General features: G+C 35.2%; 11 protein-coding genes, 1 tRNA gene and 1 pseudogene. 9 read left to right on the top strand and 4 right to left on the bottom strand.

Annotated features, from left to right (window positions below; all coding sequences use genetic code 11):
- Positions 1 to 386: 386 nt before the first annotated feature.
- Both ACLIBH_RS09980 and ACLIBH_RS09975 read right to left on the bottom strand, forming a co-directional pair.
- Positions 387 to 459 (bottom strand) — tRNA-Val (locus ACLIBH_RS09980).
- Positions 460 to 1,053: 594 nt separating this feature from the next.
- On the bottom strand, positions 1,054 to 1,155 hold the full coding sequence (locus ACLIBH_RS09975; protein WP_439316564.1) for a YjcZ family sporulation protein: 102 nt from the start codon (positions 1,153 to 1,155) through the stop codon (positions 1,054 to 1,056).
- Between the two features lie 316 nt (positions 1,156 to 1,471).
- On the opposite strand from ACLIBH_RS09975, the gene ACLIBH_RS09970 reads away from it, so the two are divergent.
- Positions 1,472 to 1,849 carry a PilZ domain-containing protein gene (locus tag ACLIBH_RS09970; RefSeq protein ID WP_439316562.1) on the top strand — a complete coding sequence of 126 codons (378 nt, stop codon included), beginning with the start codon at positions 1,472 to 1,474 and terminating at the stop codon, positions 1,847 to 1,849.
- A gap of 339 nt (positions 1,850 to 2,188) precedes the next feature.
- Here the strand turns inward: ACLIBH_RS09970 and ACLIBH_RS09965 are convergent, their stop codons facing one another.
- Positions 2,189 to 3,331: a response regulator gene (locus ACLIBH_RS09965; protein WP_439316561.1), complete on the bottom strand. Its 1,143-nt coding sequence runs from the start codon at positions 3,329 to 3,331 to the stop codon at positions 2,189 to 2,191.
- Between the two features lie 377 nt (positions 3,332 to 3,708).
- Here ACLIBH_RS09965 and ACLIBH_RS09960 point away from each other — a divergent pair, with 377 nt between their 5' ends.
- The 6 genes from ACLIBH_RS09960 (at position 3,709) to ACLIBH_RS09935 (ending at position 16,177) form a co-directional block, all read left to right on the top strand.
- On the top strand, positions 3,709 to 4,815 hold the full coding sequence (locus tag ACLIBH_RS09960) for a lipoprotein YdaJ (RefSeq protein WP_439316559.1): 1,107 nt from the start codon (positions 3,709 to 3,711) through the stop codon (positions 4,813 to 4,815).
- On the top strand, positions 4,796 to 5,647 hold the full coding sequence (locus ACLIBH_RS09955; protein WP_439316558.1) for a GGDEF domain-containing protein: 852 nt from the start codon (positions 4,796 to 4,798) through the stop codon (positions 5,645 to 5,647). Before ACLIBH_RS09960 ends, ACLIBH_RS09955 begins: the two co-directional genes overlap by 20 nt.
- Positions 5,637 to 7,388: a DUF2334 domain-containing protein gene (locus tag ACLIBH_RS09950; protein ID WP_439316557.1), complete on the top strand. Its 1,752-nt coding sequence runs from the start codon at positions 5,637 to 5,639 to the stop codon at positions 7,386 to 7,388. The genes ACLIBH_RS09955 and ACLIBH_RS09950 overlap by 11 nt, the downstream gene beginning before the upstream one ends.
- Positions 7,389 to 7,413: 25 nt before the next feature.
- The gene (locus ACLIBH_RS09945; protein WP_439316566.1) at positions 7,414 to 8,631 is read left to right on the top strand and encodes a glycosyltransferase family 2 protein; all 1,218 of its coding nucleotides are present in this window, start codon (positions 7,414 to 7,416) and stop codon (positions 8,629 to 8,631) included.
- 49 nt (positions 8,632 to 8,680) lie between these two features.
- A complete protein-coding gene (locus tag ACLIBH_RS09940; RefSeq protein WP_439316556.1) occupies positions 8,681 to 10,855 on the top strand; it encodes a cellulose biosynthesis cyclic di-GMP-binding regulatory protein BcsB in 2,175 nt (724 codons plus the stop codon).
- Positions 10,856 to 11,140: 285 nt separating this feature from the next.
- Entirely contained in the window at positions 11,141 to 16,177 is a 5,037-nt protein-coding gene (locus tag ACLIBH_RS09935) for a Cna B-type domain-containing protein (protein ID WP_439316555.1), read from the top strand.
- A 156-nt stretch (positions 16,178 to 16,333) separates the two neighbouring features.
- On the opposite strand, the gene ACLIBH_RS09930 is transcribed toward ACLIBH_RS09935, so the two are convergent.
- The gene (locus tag ACLIBH_RS09930; RefSeq protein ID WP_439316554.1) at positions 16,334 to 19,423 is read right to left on the bottom strand and encodes a hybrid sensor histidine kinase/response regulator; all 3,090 of its coding nucleotides are present in this window, start codon (positions 19,421 to 19,423) and stop codon (positions 16,334 to 16,336) included.
- Between the two features lie 136 nt (positions 19,424 to 19,559).
- Here ACLIBH_RS09930 and ACLIBH_RS09925 point away from each other — a divergent pair.
- Together ACLIBH_RS09925 and ACLIBH_RS09920 are read left to right on the top strand one after the other, a co-directional pair.
- Positions 19,560 to 19,709: pseudogene (locus tag ACLIBH_RS09925) on the top strand (IS5/IS1182 family transposase); the annotation flags it as partial.
- Between the two features lie 827 nt (positions 19,710 to 20,536).
- Entirely contained in the window at positions 20,537 to 21,352 is an 816-nt protein-coding gene (locus ACLIBH_RS09920; RefSeq protein WP_439316553.1) for a mechanosensitive ion channel family protein, read from the top strand.
- Positions 21,353 to 21,357: the final 5 nt, after the last annotated feature.

Below are 21,357 nucleotides of genomic sequence, written 5' to 3'. Positions count from 1 at the left end.
TTCTGTACTGTTATAGTAACAGTAAGGAGTGGTGGCTCCTTACTGTTTTGTTGCCTATTTTTTATCTTTCTTAGATATCTTGTAGGCGACAAGAGCTGTAATTAGTGAAGCGATTGCTGTGATAACTGCGGCTATCGCTTCTATTACTTTTGTAAGACTTTCCATTTTGACCCCCCCTTTGACTTGTTAATTACATTATAACACCTTATAAGGTGTATTTCAATAGATATGAAGAAGTTTTTATGTATTTTTTCCACGAAAAAAAGACCACTTTTTTAAGGCGGTCGAAACTTTTGGGTACATTTACGGTACACATATATATTTTTCTATTATTATTTAAAAAATAAAAAACCCTCAACACCATATGTGCCAAGGGTTTAAGGGTATGATTCCGATTGGGCTCGAACCAACGACCTCTACCCTGTCAAGGTAGCGCTCTCCCAGCTGAGCTACGGAATCAAATGTATCGACAAGTAATACTATATATAATTCAGGAAGATATGTCAATATGTATTTGTTTTTTGATTGAGTCACGTATTTGTGGGTGTTATTTTAAGAAGTTAAAAAACCTCTCTTTGTATTCGTTAATTTTAGTATTGATTCCTACCGACCACAGTAGATATACACTACGCTTTCCGAGGAGGCTGAAGCCGTGCCCGCGGAAAGCATCCACCTGCAGTGAAAATCAACGGTGTTATTCATGTGTATATCGTTCGAAGTAAAATTGATCACATATTATCTAGTTAGATTCGTGCATCTGTTCCCCCACAACCATTTTACTCATACTTGTTTTTTAGATTTGAACATACCTTGAAAAAGCATCTTACTAATGCTTTGGTAGGGTTAGGGGGACGAAGTGATAAACAGCCTCATCCTCTTAGACTTACTCTAGAAAGCCCATGTTATAACTATAATATTCGCATTAATAATTAGGAGCTTAATAGGATTCAAATTGTAGTACATCTTCTCCTCAATATACTGTTCTAAACAGCAAAATACGACTCGGTTCTAATTCAGTATAGAACCAAGTCGCAATCGGATTGGAAATGGAGATTAATATTTTACAAAACTTACCCCTACAATTATTAGCAGAATAAACAATACGACAATTAACGCAAATTCACTACCGTTAGAATAGCCACCATAACCAGACATGAAAAATCCCCCTCTCTTAGCTATGGATTTATATGCATAAAAAGTATTGTAGTATAAAATATGTATAAAAAGTCAAACCGTATAAACGAATGCCACTAGTCTTTTGCATATTTTTTTGCGTGTTGTATCACGTATTTTCCATGATTGAATATCCACCCACAATTACGTAACTAAAACATGAAACGTATTTCAATTGGCAGTCTAATAAGAGTCTCGTATAATATCATAGTGAGTGTGATTCGAACTTTATTTTGTAACATATGAAACTATATCATTGATTGTATTTTGACAGCTTTTATTAGTTAGGAGCATTGAATTGAAATACAGAAGAAACGATTTATTTCGCTATACGTTTATAGAACCAGTTTCTGCACTTTTTTCTATTGAGTTCATAAACAATAAAAGAGTAGCACTTGCAAATGGTGAAGCAAAGCTGCTCGATATTAGTCTGGAAGGATTAAAACTCTATTCTAAATTGTTTATCCCTAAGGCGAACGAACGGATGACCTATCTAACAATTACGTTTACACTTAATGAAAGGGAATTAAAGCTACCAGGTAAATTAATATGGCATAAACAAGTGAAGACGGGGCATAATTACGGGGTTCAACTACAATTGATTGAGGTTCATTTAAAGTATTTATTGGAAGAGTTAAGAGATTATTCAAAAAAAGGGCTATTTATTATAGAATGAGTACGTTTTGCGTGTAAGATCTGATTTATTCGAGTGCGTATAGGAAAATTAAATGTATATTCAATTTAATGCGTCGGATGGCATTGGCTGAAACCAAAGTTGATTAACGGCTATCAGATCAGGGGGAAGGCCTTTTGATCGGGATCCTCTCTGAAAACAGGCAAGTATGTCGGTCGGATTTATTTCGTTTCCCACAAGTTATGCTTCAGCTTACTACCTACGCCTGTAAACGTAGGTAGTGGACTTCGGCGGATACTCCATCGGTAAATAAGTCAAGGAACGAACCGAATTTGCGAACACCATTTTTTTACGACGTGACAAACTAAATATAATTTACGGTTATACCGTATAATTTGGTACTTCTTCTCGACTCCATTTCTTGTACCACTGTTGTATATGAGGACTGATGCTAATATGAAACTCATCGATGGCATTTTGTAACTGTTTGTATTGATGTCTTACAAGAATGCCATATCCCATAGAAGCATACAATTGCATTAAGTAAAAATGCGCCTCTTCATCTTCTGGTCGAAGCGTACATATTCGTACATACCATGCTTCTGCTTTCTCTGGATATTTCCATTTTTTATAAAAAGATGCGATATTATGTGCGTGTGAAAGCCATATCTGTTCTAGACGAAATCGTTCCGCTTCTGCCCATAAGTAGTTATAATCTTGTAAATAGGAACCAGTATATAACTCCATAATTTCTTCATACGCATCGAGACTGTCGGTTTGGATCTTTTCAGCCTCTTTTATCTGTTTTTCCCACTCATATATATCTATAAAAACATTTGTAGTAGTTAGGTGATAGCCCTCTAATGTGTTTTTTAACGTGAAGTAATTTGTGTACGGTCGAAGTGTTTTGCGAATGTGATATATCGCTGTATACAATTGAGAATACGCCTTTTCTTGGTCGAAATCCTCCCACAGTAATTCAATTAATTCTGATTTATGCTTTGTTTTCCCTTCATGATGTAATAAAAAAAGAAATAATTCTCTTGCTTTAGCGGTTCGCCATTTTATTTGCAACCGTTCATTATTTTCTAGTTGAAACGTAAGCTCTTTGCATACATTAACTCTTAATGGTTGATCCCTTTTAATAGTTTGAGAGAATAAATAATTAGAACGATTTTCAATCCGCTCTATCGTTGCTTGCAATCGTTCTAGTCGAACAGGCTTTAATACATAATCTAGCGCGTTTAATTCAAATGCTTTGAGCGCATAGTCGTTATAGGCAGTAACAAAAATTATTGATAATCCCGGATTCTCTTCAAGCATCATCTCTGCGAGCTCGATTCCGTTAATTTCAGGCATTTCAATATCCAAAAAAACAACATCTACCTTATATAAAAGATTTTTATGCTCATTCATATCAAAATAAAGAAGCTTTGCTTTTATATGCAATGTACTAATTTTTTTTATTTGTCGTTCTAAAAAATCAAGTGCAAGTTGTTCGTCATCAATAAGAATAGCCTTCATACATATTCCCCTTTGTCAAAATTCTTTATTATAAGAAAGCGTATCATAATAATTCGTCGGCTGCTTATTATTATCGGTTTAAATATTAAAAATTTAAATATATTGCTATTCTTATAGAGAGCTTGCTTGAATAAGTGCAAATAGGGATAGAAAAAACCTCAATGGGAGGGATAAAAGTTAAAGTGTGAATTAAAATATACCTATGATAGTATATGGGGATCACAACTTTGGTTGCTATTTTAAAAAGTGTAAGACAAATAGCTTTAATCATACTAAAATATACCGATTAATAAGAGAACTACTATTTTACTCAGGTACGTATAGAACTTGTATAGATGGAGCAACTATAATTTAATTGATATCGATTGAGGTGAATCATGAAACGATTCGTAATTGTACTATTAGTGATTGGGTTAATAGGAGCTTGTATATGGCTTTTTGTAGTTCCCTCGAAGACGAACAGCAACAGTGAGCGGCAAAAAGTTCAACAAAATAAAAAAGCTACGCTTCCAACGGAGCAATTTATTATTAATAATCTACTGCATAAGGATGGTACGATCCGAACCGATTTGCCGCAACATTCAAGAAGTGCTGTCGCCCTATCTGAGTCGATAGGCTTATGGATGGAATACCTAGCAGAGAAAGAAGATACGAAACTATTTGATAAAGCTTATCAAACCATTGAAGAGCTCTTTTTAACGAAAGAAAATGTAGTCATGTGGAAGATCGAAAACGGTAAGTCCGCTACAACAAATGCGCTTATTGATGACCTTCGAATTATGGAAGCTTTATTTCGAGAAGGGGAACGTAGAAACAAAGAAGAATACATTACAACTGCTAAAAGAATAGCGAATGGTGTTTTAAAAAACAATAGAATTGAAGCACATTTTGTTGACTTTTTTGATGTTCAGTATAAAGAAAGGGATAGTAAATTAACGTTATCCTATGTTAGTCCAACGGCATTTCAATATTTGGTCAAATACAGTAAGTTTTCAAAGAAAGATCTGGTTTTTCTAAAACAGTTCATGCAAAACGTTCCTTTAAAAAATGGTTTTTATCCGAAATCTTATCGCATATCTGATGATTCTTTTGAATTTGACGATACAATCAATTTGATTGATCAGCTCTATGTTGCAATGCATATGGAACGATTTGATATTAATACAGAGTCTTTCTATGCGTGGCTAAAGGAAACCTTTTATAAAGAAGATCATTTATATGGAAGATATGATGGTAGTACAAAAAAGAATGCAGTCGAATATGAGTCTGTTGCTGTCTATGCCCTAACGATTCTTTATAGTTTAGAAAGAGAAGAATATACGTTTGCCAAAGATGTATATAAACAGATGATTCGTCACCGGACAGATAAGGAAGATGCAACTTATTATGGTGGGTATCTTTCGTCAAATTCAACGCATTCATTTGATAATTTACTCGCTCTACTTGCAGAGAGGAAACTGTTAGATGAACAAGTTATTGAATAAAAGAAGTCGCATTTTATTTTTAACAGTTGTTGTATTACTCCTAAATTTAGTAGTAAGTATATTCTTTCTTCCATATGATTCAATCGGGTTAATTTTGTTTGTTTTAGCAATGTTAGTTAGTATTATCGGTGTTATGGGGACTGTTTTAGCATCACTTGGCTTAACTTTAGTACTGTTCTTTTTGATAGGAAGTGGATTTTTTTGGGTGAGCTTTAGTGATGGTAATTTATTTGTAGTTTCTATACCGTATGTACTCATATTAGCTTGGATGATTATTCTTTTGTTGTTATCCCTCGCTGCCGGTCAGTTGTCTTCAGAAATTAAAACAACAATTAATGAAAATAACGAATTACGTGAACAAATTAGAACACTTGTAGCAATCGACCCGATTACTGGATTTGATAATAAAGAACGAATGCTCGTTGAATTAGAGTTGGAATTTAATCGCTCGAAACGATATGGACATACGTTTACACTTATACTAATTAAAATTAATCATATGGAACAATTTGGAAAATTATATGGAGATCAGGAATTATCTAATCTGCTCCAATACTTTTCTCAAAGCCTTTATAAAAGCGTAAGGGCAAGCGATCATAAGTATCGACCGGAAAAAGACACGTTTGCTTTGCTGCTAACAGATACACCGGTTGACGATGCACAACTCGTAATAAATAAGCTGAATAATACGCTACAAGTCTATCAATTACAAAACAAAAAATTTATTACGCTACAACTTACGTATGGTGTAGTTGGATTTTCAGCCGATATTAAAAATCATAATGAGCTCTATGATTTAGCAATGGAGCAGGTGGAAGAACATGTATCATAAAATACTTCTAGCCTTAGTTACATTCACCTTACTGTATTGTTTTACTGCGAAAAAAATACATGCTGCTCCTTTATTAGAGGATTTGCAAAACAATGAAATTCATCTTTTACTAATATACTCAAATGACAAAAATGTAGAAAGTGAACAAATAAAAAAATTGGATATGCTGCTGCATCATTTTACAGCAAATGTAAAAATTGTCTCCGATGCAGACATTTCTGCACATGAGCTTGAAACGGCTACACATATTTTTTATTATGGTGAGGATAAAAAAACGGTTGACGGATCGGTGCGCTCCCTGTTTCAAAAGGTACGATCTAAACCAACTATTTTTATGGGGGAAAATATAGAACAGCTTATTAAACACGATCTTTTTCAACAAAATAGTGAAGTGTATATAAATGGAGTTCAGGAAAAATTAGGCACAAATAATCGAACATTTTTAAGCAATCCATTAAAAATGAAGGAAATATCAACTACAAGTGAAGGACAAGTGATGTTGTATGGATATAAAGACACGCAAACTTTTCCGTTGCTCGTGCAAAAAGGGTCGGATTTCATAATAACTGTTGATTTGACAGATAGAGAAGTAATAAATATTTTAGCAGAAGCACTTCACGACATGTTGCCTAACGATCATACGGATGTGCATGTAGCATATCTTCGGTTGGAGGACATTCATCCAATGTCCGATCCTGATCGATTGCTAGAGATAGGCAAGTATTTAAACAAACGAAATATTCCTTATATTCTAGTAGTAATTCCGGTATACATAACACCTGGAACTGGTGATAGAGTTCATTTTACGGATTCTCCTAAGCTTGTTGAAGTACTTCACTATATGCAGGAAACAGGTGGGACGGTAATTTCACATGGCTACACGCATCAATATCGAGATAGCGAAACAGGTGAAGGGTTTGAATTTTGGGATGTGGAAAACGGACAATTTATTATCCAGTCTGATCCAGCACATGACATAGAGCAAATATTGCCATCTAGTCAATTTCCTAGTAAAGTAGACTATTTAAATTATATACGGCCGTTAAAAGAAAAGGAGAACGACTATATAAGCGCACGCTTGGAATATTCAATTTATGAACTTGTTTCGCATCGTTTGTATCCACTCGCTTTTGAAGCTCCTCATTACACGATGTCACAGCAAGGATATTCCATTGTTGGAAACTACTTTTCAACTATTTTTGGCCAAATACAATTAAGCGACGATAATTGGGAAATTATGGACGCCCCTCCATTTATATCGTCAGGCTCCTTTCTAAATGGAATGCAACTATATCCAGAGACAATAGGTTATGTTAATCCAGATCTGTCTCAGCCTTTTTTGGACATGGAGAAAAAGTTAAAACAAACAATGATTGTAAGAGATGGTGTAATAGGTGGATTTTATCACCCATATTTGGGATTAGAATATTTGTCAGAGCTATTAGATGTCTATGAACAAATCCCTAATCTGACCTGGCTTGATTTAAAAAGGACAAGCAATTACGTAGAAGCGGACAATGTACACCTATCGTCGAGCGAATTAGGAAAAATGCATGTTGAAAATACATTGAAGCCGTGGGATCTTTTTTTTGAAAGAAATCATTTCACTGCAGTAGAGATGATTCTATGGGCTGTTACGATCGTTGTATGTGTTTTTCTTCTATTGTTCTTTATCTTTACATTATATTTACGGATCCAATTGAAGAAAAGGCTATTTAAGGAGCGACGTAATCTTGATTAATGGTATATTTTTGTTTTCATTACTTATGATTTGGACGATGCTGTTGTATCACATGTTTCTAATGTTAGGAGGATTTCTGCATTTTGCACGGTACGAGTTCGTTATTCCAGGTTGGCAGAAAAGTATGAAAGATCTACCGAAAGTGAGTATATTAATTCCTGCACATAATGAAGAAATTGTTATAGAAAAAACATTAAAAGCAATGACACGATTAGAGTATCCAAAGGAACAATTAGAAGTAATTGTCATTAATGATAATTCGACCGATCAAACGGGTGAAATTGCTGAAAGAATGGCAGCGAAGTTTCCTTATATTAAAGTAGTCGAGACAACTTTTCCACATGCTGGAAAGGGGAAGTCAAGTGCTTTAAACCAAGGATTTAAAGCTTCCACAGGAGAATATATCGTCGTCTATGATGCAGATAATACTCCGGAAAGAAAAGCGGTCTATTATCTTGCTATGGGATTAAAAAACGACGATAAAGCAGGAGCAATTGTCGGTAAGTTTCGCGTAAGCAACGCTAAATCAACCTTATTAACACGTTTTATTAATATTGAAACGATTTGCTTTCAATGGATGGCTCAAGCTGGTCGCTGGCACTGGTTTAAAATGACGACTATCCCAGGGACGAATTTTGCAATTCGACGGTCAATTATTGAAACGCTAGACGGATGGGATGAAAAAGCACTTGCAGAAGATACCGAATTAACGATACGCGTTTATAACTTAGGTTATTATATTCGTTTTTTTCCAGCGGCTATAACATGGGAGCAGGAGCCAGAGACGTGGAAAGTGTGGTGGCGACAGCGTGCAAGATGGGCAAGAGGAAATCAGTATGTTGTAGTAAAGTTTTTATTGCAATTTTTTAAGCTGAAGCGAAAAGCTATTGTATTTGATTTATTTTACTTCTTTTTCACGTATTTTCTCTTTTTCTTTGGTGTTATATTGTCAAACATAATATTTTTCGTTAGCTTATTTGTTGATTTAAACTTATCGATCGGAATCGTAACAATTATTTTATGGGTATTAGCATTTTCTTTATATGTAACGGAAATCTATATAACGCTCAGCATAGAAAAAACAGAAATGACCGCTCTAAACTTTTTCATCGTATTATTCATGTATATATCTTATTCGCAATTATGGATTATCTTAGTTGTTTATGCTTTATTTTTAGAAACGAAACGAGTGTTGTTCAAACAAGAGGTGAAATGGTATAAAACAGAACGGTTTAATCGATAAGTTTGCTCGTGCAACTGGTGTTTAAATAAGTTTAAGGTGTGAGGAAAGTATGGTTAAATTATCAAGACTTGCAATAAGCGGCATGCTTGCAATTGTTTTATTTCTGCTAAATGAGCCCACTCATGCAGAGGACTTTTCGGTTGAAGGGAATGTCATTTCATTACCGGAACAATTTCTAAATGGTTCTGAAAAGCAGAATACAAGTTCAGTAATTCCTTTAACAAATGAGTCTATAACATTGGAAGGGCTCGTTGACCAAGCTGAACTGTATTATGAGATACCCGTACAAGCGATAAAAAAAGAAAGTAAACTAAATGTCAAGGTACAATACTCTGAGCTGTTATTAAAAGGTTCGACAGTAACAATTTATATTGATGATGAACCGGTTTTTACGACTGCATTGGATTTAAAAAAGAGAGCAATGGATATAGAAATACCTTTAACAGGGGATGCGGTAGAACAAGGTTTTCATAAAGTAACAGTTTCTTTTTACGGGCACCTGTCCGAACAAATGTGTGCAGACTTAGATAATCCTGCGAATTGGCTAACGATTTTACCTGAGAGCTATTTGTTTTTAAATTTTCAAGAGGCGTTGGATCGAGAAAACACATTATACGATTATCCGTACCCATTTATTCAAAAGAACCAAGAGAACGAAATTCAAAGTAAAATTGTTGTTCCAGATAACCCTTCTGCAGCAAATCTGTCCGCTGCCTTGCAGCTAGCTGATAGCTTACTGGAACAAACGAATGGGAAAGCAGCTCAATTGATTGTTAAAGAGTCCGAATTGAACGTCGTTTCTGATCACTTAATTATTGTTGGAGCAGAAGGCCAATGGACAGGCTTAATTAAACATATATATGAAACTGCTAATCTTTCATTACCGAGTAAGGAGATCGTTTTAAGTACGTATTATGTTAAGTCGAATAAAGCAATGAAGCAAGTTTTATTCGTTACTGCAACAGATGATCAAATAATAGCTGACAAGGTTCGTATGTTAACAGAGAAGCAGTTAAGCGATCAGCTTGCAGGAAATGAACTATCCATTGCACAAGTACCATCTATTCCTAAACAAAAATTAAATTCAAAGCAAACATTTAAAGATATTGGTATTACCGATCAGACATTAACTGGAAAACAATCCATTTCCCAAAGCTATTTTTATGAAATTCCACCTTACATTCAATCAAATGAACAAGCAATGCTGCATTTGAATTTAAAAGTTTCCAAAACATTATTTAATGACGAGCAATACACTGCTGAGACGGTAGAAGATGCTGAACTTGTTCTTTTCATTAATGAACTACCTTATTCAATTGCAATAAACGATTTGGACAAACAGAATGAATCGTTTTATGAAGTAGAGGTTCCGATCGAATCACATTTATTACAGCAAGAACGATTTTTAACGATTCAATTTCAAGCAAATGGACTACGTGAAGATGCTTTTTGTACGCCGGCAAATGAAGACAAGTGGATTTTTATTCATGAAGACAGCTATTTGCAGCTCGGTATACAGCATCATCAATCGGAAGCGAGCTTTAAAGCATGGCCATCGCCATTTTCTTCGGTGGGTGGATTAGACGAAACCGTAATCGTATTGCCAAGGGAATTGGATCAGCAGCTTATTAATCAGCTCTCTTTATTAACGCAGTCGTTAGGCCGCGGAGGGAAAATAAATGAACTTGAAATCCTATTTGATAACAATTTGAATGAAGATTCGCTTACATCCAAAAATGTTATTATATTCGGTGGGGTTATAGATCATCCATATTTAAAAGACTTTTATGATGATTTACTAATAAAAGTAGATGATAACTATAGCTTAGATGCATCAGCATTTCATTTTGTGAATGAAACATCTAAGAACATTGCGTGGGTGCAGCCATCTATTTGGAATAAAAAGAATGTAATGGTCGTATTTTCACCAATGCATGATAAGCAGACCGTCCCTTTTTTGACTGAAAACTTATTAGAATACGTGCAAGCAAATGTTTTGGATGCGAATATTGTTGTTGAAAGTCAAAATGGAGAAGTTTTTTCTCATGTGATTAAGGATGTTGATGTTGTAGATAGTGACTCATCCAATGGAATTATTCAAAGTGATCAAACAAAAATAGAACGATGGATTGTTATTGGTTTTATAATTATTGTCGTTGTAAGTACAGGAATTTTTGCTTGTTTTTTTCGTAATAGGAAGGCTAAAACTAAGAGAAATAGTTAAAAATGAAATTGTTTTCAATTCTGTTGTGATTTTTGCAAAAAGCCCGAGAAATGTTGATTAATCAATATTTCTCGGGCTTTTTGAATTTCTTATTACTTTCAATTTGAGTCTTTGTCAGGCTTTTTAGTAGTCTGAAATACCTATAAATCGGTATATTTATCCATTTTTTAAAAAACTGTATATATCTTGTTAAGACGTATGTTTTATACTGTCCAATGGTGATTGAATGATTCCCACAATATGGAATTTTTAACATAAGTAAGCAAATTGAAGGAGGATTTATTTATGAGCAAGAAACTAAGTGTGATGTTTATCTGCTTATTGTTTTTTCAAACAATAATGAGCGGCTTTGCATTACCGTCTTACACAATAGCTAAAGGCATCGATGATAAAATTATAACTGGAACAACAATAACAGACGCAGAAGGTAATCCTATCCATTTAAAGGAAACAAAAGAAGGGGAAACTGTACATATTCTTGTTGATTGGTCTATCGTTGAAGTAGAGCTAAACCAGGTGAACAAGGATACAGTTACTATTCCAACTGAACTATTGATACAGCATGAGCAAAACGGTAGTTTATCAGAAGAGAATCCATCTGCAGGTATTTATCAAGCAACAACGGATGGAGCAATAACGGTACACGTAGAAAAGGAATTAGAAAGTATTGAAAAAAAGGCAGGAAGCTTTGTTATAGAGGCGCTTGTTGCTCCTAGAGAGACGGAGCAGAAAGAGCAATCACCAGAAAAGAAAGATGGATCGGATGTAAGTAATCAGCCAGAATCGGAACAAAATGCGGAGCCAGATTCCACGCAGAAACCTACGCCCGCTGCGAGCAAACAATCTGTACCAACTACACAAAAAGCAAGTTTTAGTTCTGCAAACACAGCAATTACGGAAAATATTATAACCGATATCACGCTTTATCAACGACTTGAAGATGGAACGGAGAAACAGGAGCTAACGCCGGGGCAAGAAATTGAGCTTGTTCGTCCCTATAATGACTTTAAAGTTACACTAGAATATAAGTTTGCTTTGCCTAATAATCATGGGTATTCGAATGGGTCTACATATACAATCACAATACCTGAACAAATTAAAGTGCAACCGAATCCCGAGCCTACGGAATTACGAACAAGCAATGGCAATACTGTCTTCGGAACATTTACTAGTAATAACAATAACGAAATAATAATAGAGTTTAACGAAGAAATTGAAGGAAACTCTGAAATTTCTGGTTTTATAAGTCTTGAATCAGAATTTGATCAACATTTTTCGGATGGAAACGCCGAACAAGAGATTAAATTTCCGATATCAGATGGATCAGAAGTGACGTATCCGGTGAAGTTTATTCCGGAAGGCTCGTCAATTAGCAAGAAGGCGGATGCAGATCAGCCTTACAATACGAAAGAAATTACTTGGACAGTTGATTTTAACAAAGATTTACAAAAATTAAATAATGCTCAGTTACACGATACGTTAATAGGAAACCACCATTATATGTCAGAACCGATCAAGGTTTATGAGTTGAAAATGAACATTGATGGAACAATTGCAAGTGCAACTCCGTTAGCTGACAATCAATTTGGTTCAAGTTTTCCTTTGTCTTTGGGAACGATTGACAAAGCATACCGAATTGAATATAAAACAAAAATTGATGAGAGTGATACAGGGAATGCGTACAAAAATAATGTAGCTCTCCATGCCGATGAGCTTTCTAGTCCATTAAACGCACAGGCCACCGTACATGTTAAACGTGGACAACCGTTAGAAAAAACAAATGGAGCATATAACAAGGAAAAGCAAGAAGTTGAATGGATTGTTAAATATAACTTTGATGAAAGGTTCATCCCAGAAAATAAAGCGATTTTAACCGATGTATTACAGGGGAACCATGCACTTATAGATGATAGCTTTGAAGTGCATAAAATAACAATCAATCAGCAAACAGGTGCAGAAGCTAGTCGCGAGCTTGTGAGCGCAGGCAATGCGCCGAATCAGTATACCGTTCATCCAACAAGTAATGGGTTTACATTGGAATTTAACAATGCGATTGATCATGCATATGAAATTAAGTATAAAACGAAGGCAGTCGATCGTCCTGGAGAAACCGAAAATAGTTATCAAATTAACAACACAATTAACGACGAATTTGGAAACAGCAAGCAAGCAAAAACGACTATTTCTCAGCAAATCTTTTTTAAATCACATAGCGGTGTAGACTATAAAGATAAAAAAGTGCGCTGGAACATACGAATTAATGAAGATAAACAAACAATGGAAAATGTGACATTTACTGATACACTTCCGGTCGGATTTACGATTGAAAATGGGATAACAGTGACACATGGTGGAACAAACGTAACGGAAGGTTCCGACTATACGCTTACGTATAATGAATCTACTAGAAAGATCAACATCGTTTTTCTAAATGCGATAACAGATGTCGTTCATATTAATTACACGACTACGTTTAATTATGATGCGATAATAACAGACCAAGGTGAAAATCGTTCTCAAAACCATACGAATGCTGCAGGCATCGAATGGGATATTGAGCACTCACCGGGATCGATAACAACAGGGAAACAGGAAAATGGATCAACCTTTAGGCCTGATCAATACTCAAAGCAGAATGGCTTTAAGAACGGGACGTATAATCCTGTCTCAAAAGAAATAAGTTGGGAGATTGGGGTCAACTATAACAAAGAGACGTTGAACAATACGGTCATAGAAGATGTTATCCAAGGAAATCAAAATTTTGACCTTGCTTCTGTAAAAGTGTATGAAATGGAATTAACAGGTAGTAAAAATGGGGTGCAAAAAGGTGCAGCACTTGCTGAAAATATGTATACAATTGAACCAATCGAAGATCAAGGTGAAACGATCGGATTTAAAGTAGTTTTAAATAATATTACCGAGCCATACTTAATTGAATATAAAACCGATTTAAACGGTTTACTTGTGAAGTCATCTTACGGTAATAAGGCTGTTGTTAATTCTGAGAATAAAGAGCCATTTGATTTAACTGCTACCGTTTCTCCATATGAAGGTGGCAACTATACGGATAAATTTGGAGAGCAAAATGAAGATAACCCACGAGTAGTGAATTGGAGCGTAGACATAAATCGTGCGCAATCTAAAATAAACAATCTCGTTTTACATGATGAGCTTAGTAAAAATCAATCGTTACGCAAGGATTCCATTATGTTGTATGGTACGAAGGTTAATACAAATCCGAATAGCATTGTGAAAGATGAAAGTAACGTATTAGAAGAAGGGATTGATTATACGGTCGCTTTTTCAGAAAGAGAAGACGGTAGTGACACGTTTACGATCTCTTTTAATAATCCAGTTGAAGCAGCGTATGTGTTAGAGTATGATTCTTATATTCTTTACAAAGGAACTGGAGAAGAAGGGAACTTTAAAAATAACTTTACATTGAATGGAGAAGGAACAGAGTCAGTCTCATCCACAGATCCATTTAGCAGGGCAATTGACGTTAGTAAAATACAAGGGGGAATTACTGGTGAAGTAGGAGCACTTATCGTAACAAAAGTTGATGCCGATAACCAAGCTTCGGCACTTCAAGGAGCAACATTTGAGCTTTATGACGGGGATAACAACTTTATTAAACGAGAAGTAACAGATGCAGAAGGAAAAATTACGTTTAAAAATTTGCTTTATGACCGTGATTATACCCTTAAGGAAACAGAGGCGCCAGACGGCTACGTTGTTTCCAATAGGGATGGATACACATTTAAATTCACAAAAAGTAACGAAGAAATAAATATCCAAAATCATAAAATTATTTATGAAACAAAATTAACAAAAGTAGATGAAGCGGATAAAACAACTAAATTAGCTGGGGCTACGTTCGACCTATACCAAGAAATTAACGGTGAATTTCAACCGATTAAAGAGGGGCTTACGACGAATGCTCAAGGTGTCATCTATGAAAAGAACTTACAGCCGGGAACATACCAGTTTGTAGAGAAAGAAGCACCAGCAGGGTATTTATTAAGCAGTGAACCAATCCAATTTACGATTGACGAGCAGGAAATTGAAACAGTTGAAGTAACTGCAGAAAATAAGGCAATTGAACGAACGTCTATTACTGGTAGTAAAACATGGAATGATGGCAACGCGGAAGACAGACCGAAAATGATTAAAGTAGATTTATTACAAAATGGGGAAGTCATTCAAACAAAAGATGTAACAGAAGATGATAATTGGCAGTACAGTTTTGATGACTTATTACTTACAAATGCGCTAGGTGAGCCATATACGTATACGATTCAGGAGCAGCAAGTAGATGGGTATAAAGCTACGGCAAATGAATTTGACATAATGAATGTTCGCTTGAAGCATATAGAAGTAACAAAAGAATGGTTAGATGACAATTCAATAGATCGCCCAGATTCAATCACTGTTTATCTATTACAAAATGGTGAAAAAATTGATACAGAACAAATTACTGCAGCAAATGATTGGACACATACGTTTTCTAACTTAGAAGCATTCGATGTAAATGGGAAAGCCTATGAGTATACGATAGAAGAAGCGGCAGTAGACGGCTATAAAACAGTAATTGATGGATTTAATATTACAAATGTTCGAGTTGGAGAAACAGAGGTAACTGGTACAAAAACATGGAAAGATGATAATTCTGCAGATCGGCCGAAAAAAATCCAAGTCAATCTACTCCAAAATGGGGTTGCGATTGATACAAAAGAAGTAACGGCGGATTCTGAATGGAAGTACAGTTTTACTAGTCTAGATAAATACGATGATAATGGTGTCGTATATGAATATACGATAGAGGAAGAAGGACTAGATGGGTACAAAACATTAATAGATGGTTTTGATCTTATAAACGTACGATTTGATACGACATCTATTGACGGTAAAAAGACTTGGAAAGGCGATACCGCAGTAGATCGTCCAAAATTTATTACTGTAATTTTAAATGCAAATGGGAAGCAAGTAGACCGTTTGGAGGTTACAGAACAAATGGGATGGAGCTATTCATTTGCAAACATACCCGTATATGATGAGGAAGGTAAAGAAATCAGTTATTCGATTGAGGAAGTAGAAGTACCTGGTTATGAAACCGAAATTGATGGTTTCGACATTACGAATACATTCATTCCTTCTGAACCAGTAGAGAAAAATACAGAAGAAGATACGAAAGCACCGGGCGCGCAATTACCTAAAACCGCCACAACGATTTATAATAGTATACTTGGTGGAATAATGATGATACTTGCAGGCTTTACAGTGTTGTATGTACGAAGAAAAAGTACAGATTCCGATAAATAAACGGATGAGGCATTTACGTTCGTAATTTAAAAGAGCCAAAAAGGATAGGTCGTTTATCTTATGATAAACGACCTATCCTTTCTTATAAAGCATACACTTTCTCGTTAAATTATGCCGAAGTACCCGCTCATATAAACCATTCCTTATGGCTAACACTTAGTTTTTAGGGATGAGAAAGGACATCGTCGTACCTTGTTGAGGAACACTAGAAATTTGTAACCCTTTTCCGTACATTTGTATAAGTCTTCGATTTGTATTTGTAATGCCAATCCCTTTCTTATCATATATGTTTCCGTGAAGCAATTCATTTATTTTATCTTTCGCCATCCCAACGCCATTGTCACGAATCGATACTTCATAGTCTATTTCATTCTCTTTTACCGAAATGGTAACTGTTCCGCCATGCAATTTTTTTAGTATTCCGTGCCTTACTGCATTTTCGACGATAGGCTGAATGGATAACGGCGGAATACGAAAGGTAAGCGTCTCATCAACATTCCAGTCGACATAAATTCTGTTGCCAAATCGCTCTTGTTCGATATATAAGTATGATCGTGTTAGTGCCAGCTCCTCTTTTAATAATACGAGGCTTTTTGTATTATTTACTGCAAAGCTTTTGTTTAAATAATTTCCAAATTCATCTAGTAACTTGACCATTCTAGAATTATCGATTTCACCTAATGATGCAATTGTATTTAAAGTATTCATTAAAAAATGGGGTTGTATTTGCGCTTGGAGCCAGGCAGCTTCTGTTCGTAGCTGCTCATCTATCGATTGTTTTAATTGAGTTAAGGCTCGAACTCTTGCTTTCAGTTCCATTGCTTCTACTGGCTTAGTTACATAGTCATTTGCTCCAGCAAGGAATCCAGCATTTAGATCTTCCTGTTGACTCCTTGCCGTAATTAGTAAAATCGGCAACTCCGCTATGGAAAATTTTTTGCGTATTATTTTTGTTAACTCATAGCCGGATAGTTTAGGCATCATCACATCGGATATAATTAAATCAAAATTTTTTTTATCAATATGCTCTAAGGCCATTTCGCCGTTTAAAGCTGTCTGAATACAATACTCTCCCTCAAGCAATGACCGAATGACTTTTAAGTTAATTGGGTCATCATCTACGATCAAAATTTGAGCAACTTTTGAGAATCTCGAGTTACTGTTCCTACTAGAAGAAGTGGGTTGCGAATCTTCTACTGAACGAATAGGCTTTTCCTGTTTAACTGGATGAATAGGTACGACAGTGTCAAAAGCTTTTAATCGGCTTTTTGGCTCTTTAGTCAAATTATTTGCAAGTGGTATTGAAAAGAAAAAAACAGTCCCTTTATTTATATCAGATTCGACTGAGATCGTTCCTCCATGCAGCTCAACCAATCGTTTACATATATGTAGTCCAAGTCCAATCCCACCTCCAATAGCTGTAATGCTTGCATCCTCCTGTTCATAAGGCATAAAGATTTTCTTTTTTGTTTCCTCACTTATACCAATTCCAGTATCTTCAACATAAATAATTGCTACGCCGTCTTGTGCTTCAGCACGAATCGTAACGGTGCCCTCATTCGTGTATTTAACAGCGTTATGAATTAAATTAAATACAATTTGGATTAATCGATTTTCATCGGCAAAAACGTTAGGGAAAGTTACAGGTACATTGTGATGTATTTTTATTGCTTTTTTTTCCGTCATGAATTGAATCATATCAAGCACACCAGAGATAATGGTACTTAAATTTACACTTTCCTTATTCAAACGAATATCTTTATCTTTTAGTCTCGTAATATCAAGAATGTCGTTGAGCGTGAAAGTCATTCGTTCACCGATTTGAACGAGAAGTGTTAAATTTTCCTTATTAACCGAACTTAGCCGTGCTTCTTTATCATTTAATATCGTTCGAGCAATATTAATAATGCCATGGAGCGGATTACGTAATTCATGAGACGTGTTAGCTAAAAACTCATCTTTTTTCTTATCCGCTTCTTGAAGCTCTTTTGTTTGTTGTTCGTTTAGCCGATTTAGACGGATATGATGCTTGAAAAGGAGTAAGGCGATTACTACAATTGAAAAAATAAAATCAAATGGATAGTAAGGGATTTCAACCAATTGATAATTAATCATGAACCCCCAAATCATGTTTGATGTATAGCTCGTTACAAAAATTAAAATGAAAATAGCATCTTGGTGTCCGCCTCGTATTGTTTTTACCGTTTGGATAAACAAAAAAGCAATTGATAAAAGGTAAAAAATCATAACGGGAATTAATAAGTAAGGATAATATTGAAAAGGAACAATGAGTTGAGCTATGACTAAGAAAAAGTACATATAAGTAAGAAACTTGAAGAAACGAGAGTGTATATGAAACAAATGTTTAATAAATATAAGAAGTGTAAACAACGTACTTAAAAATAAAAATAGCAAGAGCTTGTTAGTCGTCACAATATGTATTGGTAACTGAAGTACAACATCATCATCTATTAAAATTGAAAATGCATGAATAGCGAGCATAAATCCGAAGTAAAACAGCTCTTTCTCATATTTTCCTCTACCAATATAGTAAACGATCAACGCATACATGCTATGAAGAATGTAGATCAAACCTACGACGATTTGCAAAGTAGTTGAACTTCTTGACTGTTTTTGGATAGCGGTTTCTGTACCGAACTGAACAGACTTAGTTATGCCACTAAAGAAGGGAATCTCATAGTTGGATACATGAACGACTAATTCGACTTCACTGCTGTTTGGGTGAAATGTCGCAGAAAATGGCCCCCTTTCTATCACTTTATTTCCTGGGTCTTTCGTTACAGAATTAAAATCAGTTATAGGTACATTATTAATGAATATATCAGCAGAGGTTGTAACCCTTTTAAAACGAATACCGTATAAGGAATGTACGTTTTCTGGGAGAAGAATTTTTAATTTATATGTACCGTAGCCGTATGTTTTTATTGTTGAATGGTCTGGCATCATGCTTTCCTCTGGAACATTTATTATCTTTGCCATCCTTTGAGAAGGAGCGTGATTATTCGTTAACGTTTGAGGGAAAAATTCCCACTCTCCATCTAATACGATCGTTTCATTGTCTTTAAACTCCCAGTCGCTCAAATCGATTACACCATTTTTTGCATAAGGCTGTTCAGGGGTTTTATGATAATACACCCATCCGACTCGAAAGCTAGTCAGGACTAGAAATGTTAGAATAATAGTGAGGAAAATCTTCTTTTTTGAAAAGGCTTGATCTTGTATCATTTGTCTTCCATCCTTTAAAGTAAGCCTTAACGGCCATATTAAACAATTTTATATACCATTCATAATAATCTATGAAAAAAATTGAAGAACAGTTAGAAGTTCCTTTAAATGAACTGCGCACTAAAGTTCCATAAGCCCCAAGGAATGTATCGATTGTCCATTGGGTACTAAAAGCATTTGTCAAAAAGTATTTAAGGTGAAGATCACCAAAAATCTTCGAAGATATAAAGCTTCAGCTTGGGGATCAAAAGCTTGGGAAAGTATCTATCATCGACGTATAGCCGTGAACGAATTCATACAGCATTCAACCAAGAAACAGAGGTTGAATAGCAATACCAACGCGTCTGTGTGGAATCCGGATCCACGCAGACTCCCTCAGTAAAAGCAACAGCCGAAAATCCATTTTAAAAGTTTTGGCAAAAAATGTTAAGATTAGTTGAGGCGTTGCATTCGGAAAGCGGAGTGGTTCCGGATGGAACACAGCAGACGCCAATCTAGCTTTAAATTTTTAAGTGGATTTTAAAATTCTGTTCTTTTGTGATTTTTTAAAAATGACAATTATGAAATTGACTCATATAAATGTAATTATAGCAGATTTACTAAGTGATTCGTGTTTATATAGCTGAATATAGGAGACTCCCTCAGAGAAAGCTCCAGTGGGAAAAGGAACAGCCGAAAATCAATTTAGGAAGCTCCGATCTATAAACAGATTTATTTGAAAAAATAGTTCAAACACGTATCCTATATAATAGAATAATGTAATAATGGTCTTCGTGAAGTTAAATTCTATTAAAGTAACGTTTATTCAAGGAGATCATAGGGTATGGTAAATGAGAGTGTGGAATTTAATAGGTTGTCATTAGAACATAGGACGTTCGTGAAATTGTAATTTATGCTCGTAAGCTTAAAGATAATGCTGACAACGCTCATTTTGAATCGTCTCTGTAGCTTAGCGAATAGCTAGTTTACGTCGAATGGGTTATTATATGGAAATAATTATATTAGCTAGCTGAAAATGTAATGCCAGACCGATTTGCTAATAAAATGACTAAATTCACACACATCATTTGCCTTTTATTATATTACTAATTCAAAAAGTGAGGGTACTATTGTATGGAGATATTTGGAATTGAAATTGATTTAGCAAAAATTATTGAAGTTCTATGGCATATCGGTATTTTAATTATTGCGTTTGTTATTGCCGTACCGATTGGAAGAAAGATTATTGAAAGAACAATACGAAAAATAGGCGAAAAAAGAGCATCGTCCCAAGGGCGAATGAAAACGTTAGAAAAATTACTTGCTAATGTGTTTACGTATGTAATGCTATTTATTTTTATTGTTATGTTTCTCGCGACGCTAGGTGTAGAAATTATGCCTATTATTGCAGGTGCAGGAATAGTTGGTTTAGCAATTGCATTCGGTGCACAAGGGCTCGTCAGTGATATGGTAACGGGATTCTTTATTTTGCTTGAGCAGCAAATTGAAATTGACGATTATGTAACTACTGCTGGCTATGATGGAATTGTAGAAGAAGTAGGTTTGCGTACAACGAAAATTAGAAGCTTCGACGGGACGCTTAACTACGTACCAAATCGGTATATTGAAGGGGTTGCGAACCATTCTCGAGGGAACATGAGAGCACTCGTGGATATTGGCATAAACTATGAAAACGATATTGACCATGCCATTGAAGTACTTGAAGTAATTTGTTCTGAATTCCAAGAAGACGAACGATTTAAAGAAGGGCCAAACGCAATTGGTGTTCAAAGTATTGGATCCTCGGATATTGTTTTACGCGTAGTAGGTCAAACGGAAAATGGTATGCAGTGGGCATGTGAACGAGATATGCGTAAACGCATTAAAGAAGCATTTGATGAGGCAAACATTGATATTCCATTTCCACATCATGTCGTTATTCAAAAGTAAGAAAA

The organism is Virgibacillus sp. W0430 (assembly GCF_051846935.1).
In the GTDB taxonomy this organism is placed as follows: domain Bacteria; phylum Bacillota; class Bacilli; order Bacillales; family Amphibacillaceae; genus JBPYCR01.
This window is presented reverse-complemented; position numbering and strand designations above follow the sequence as displayed.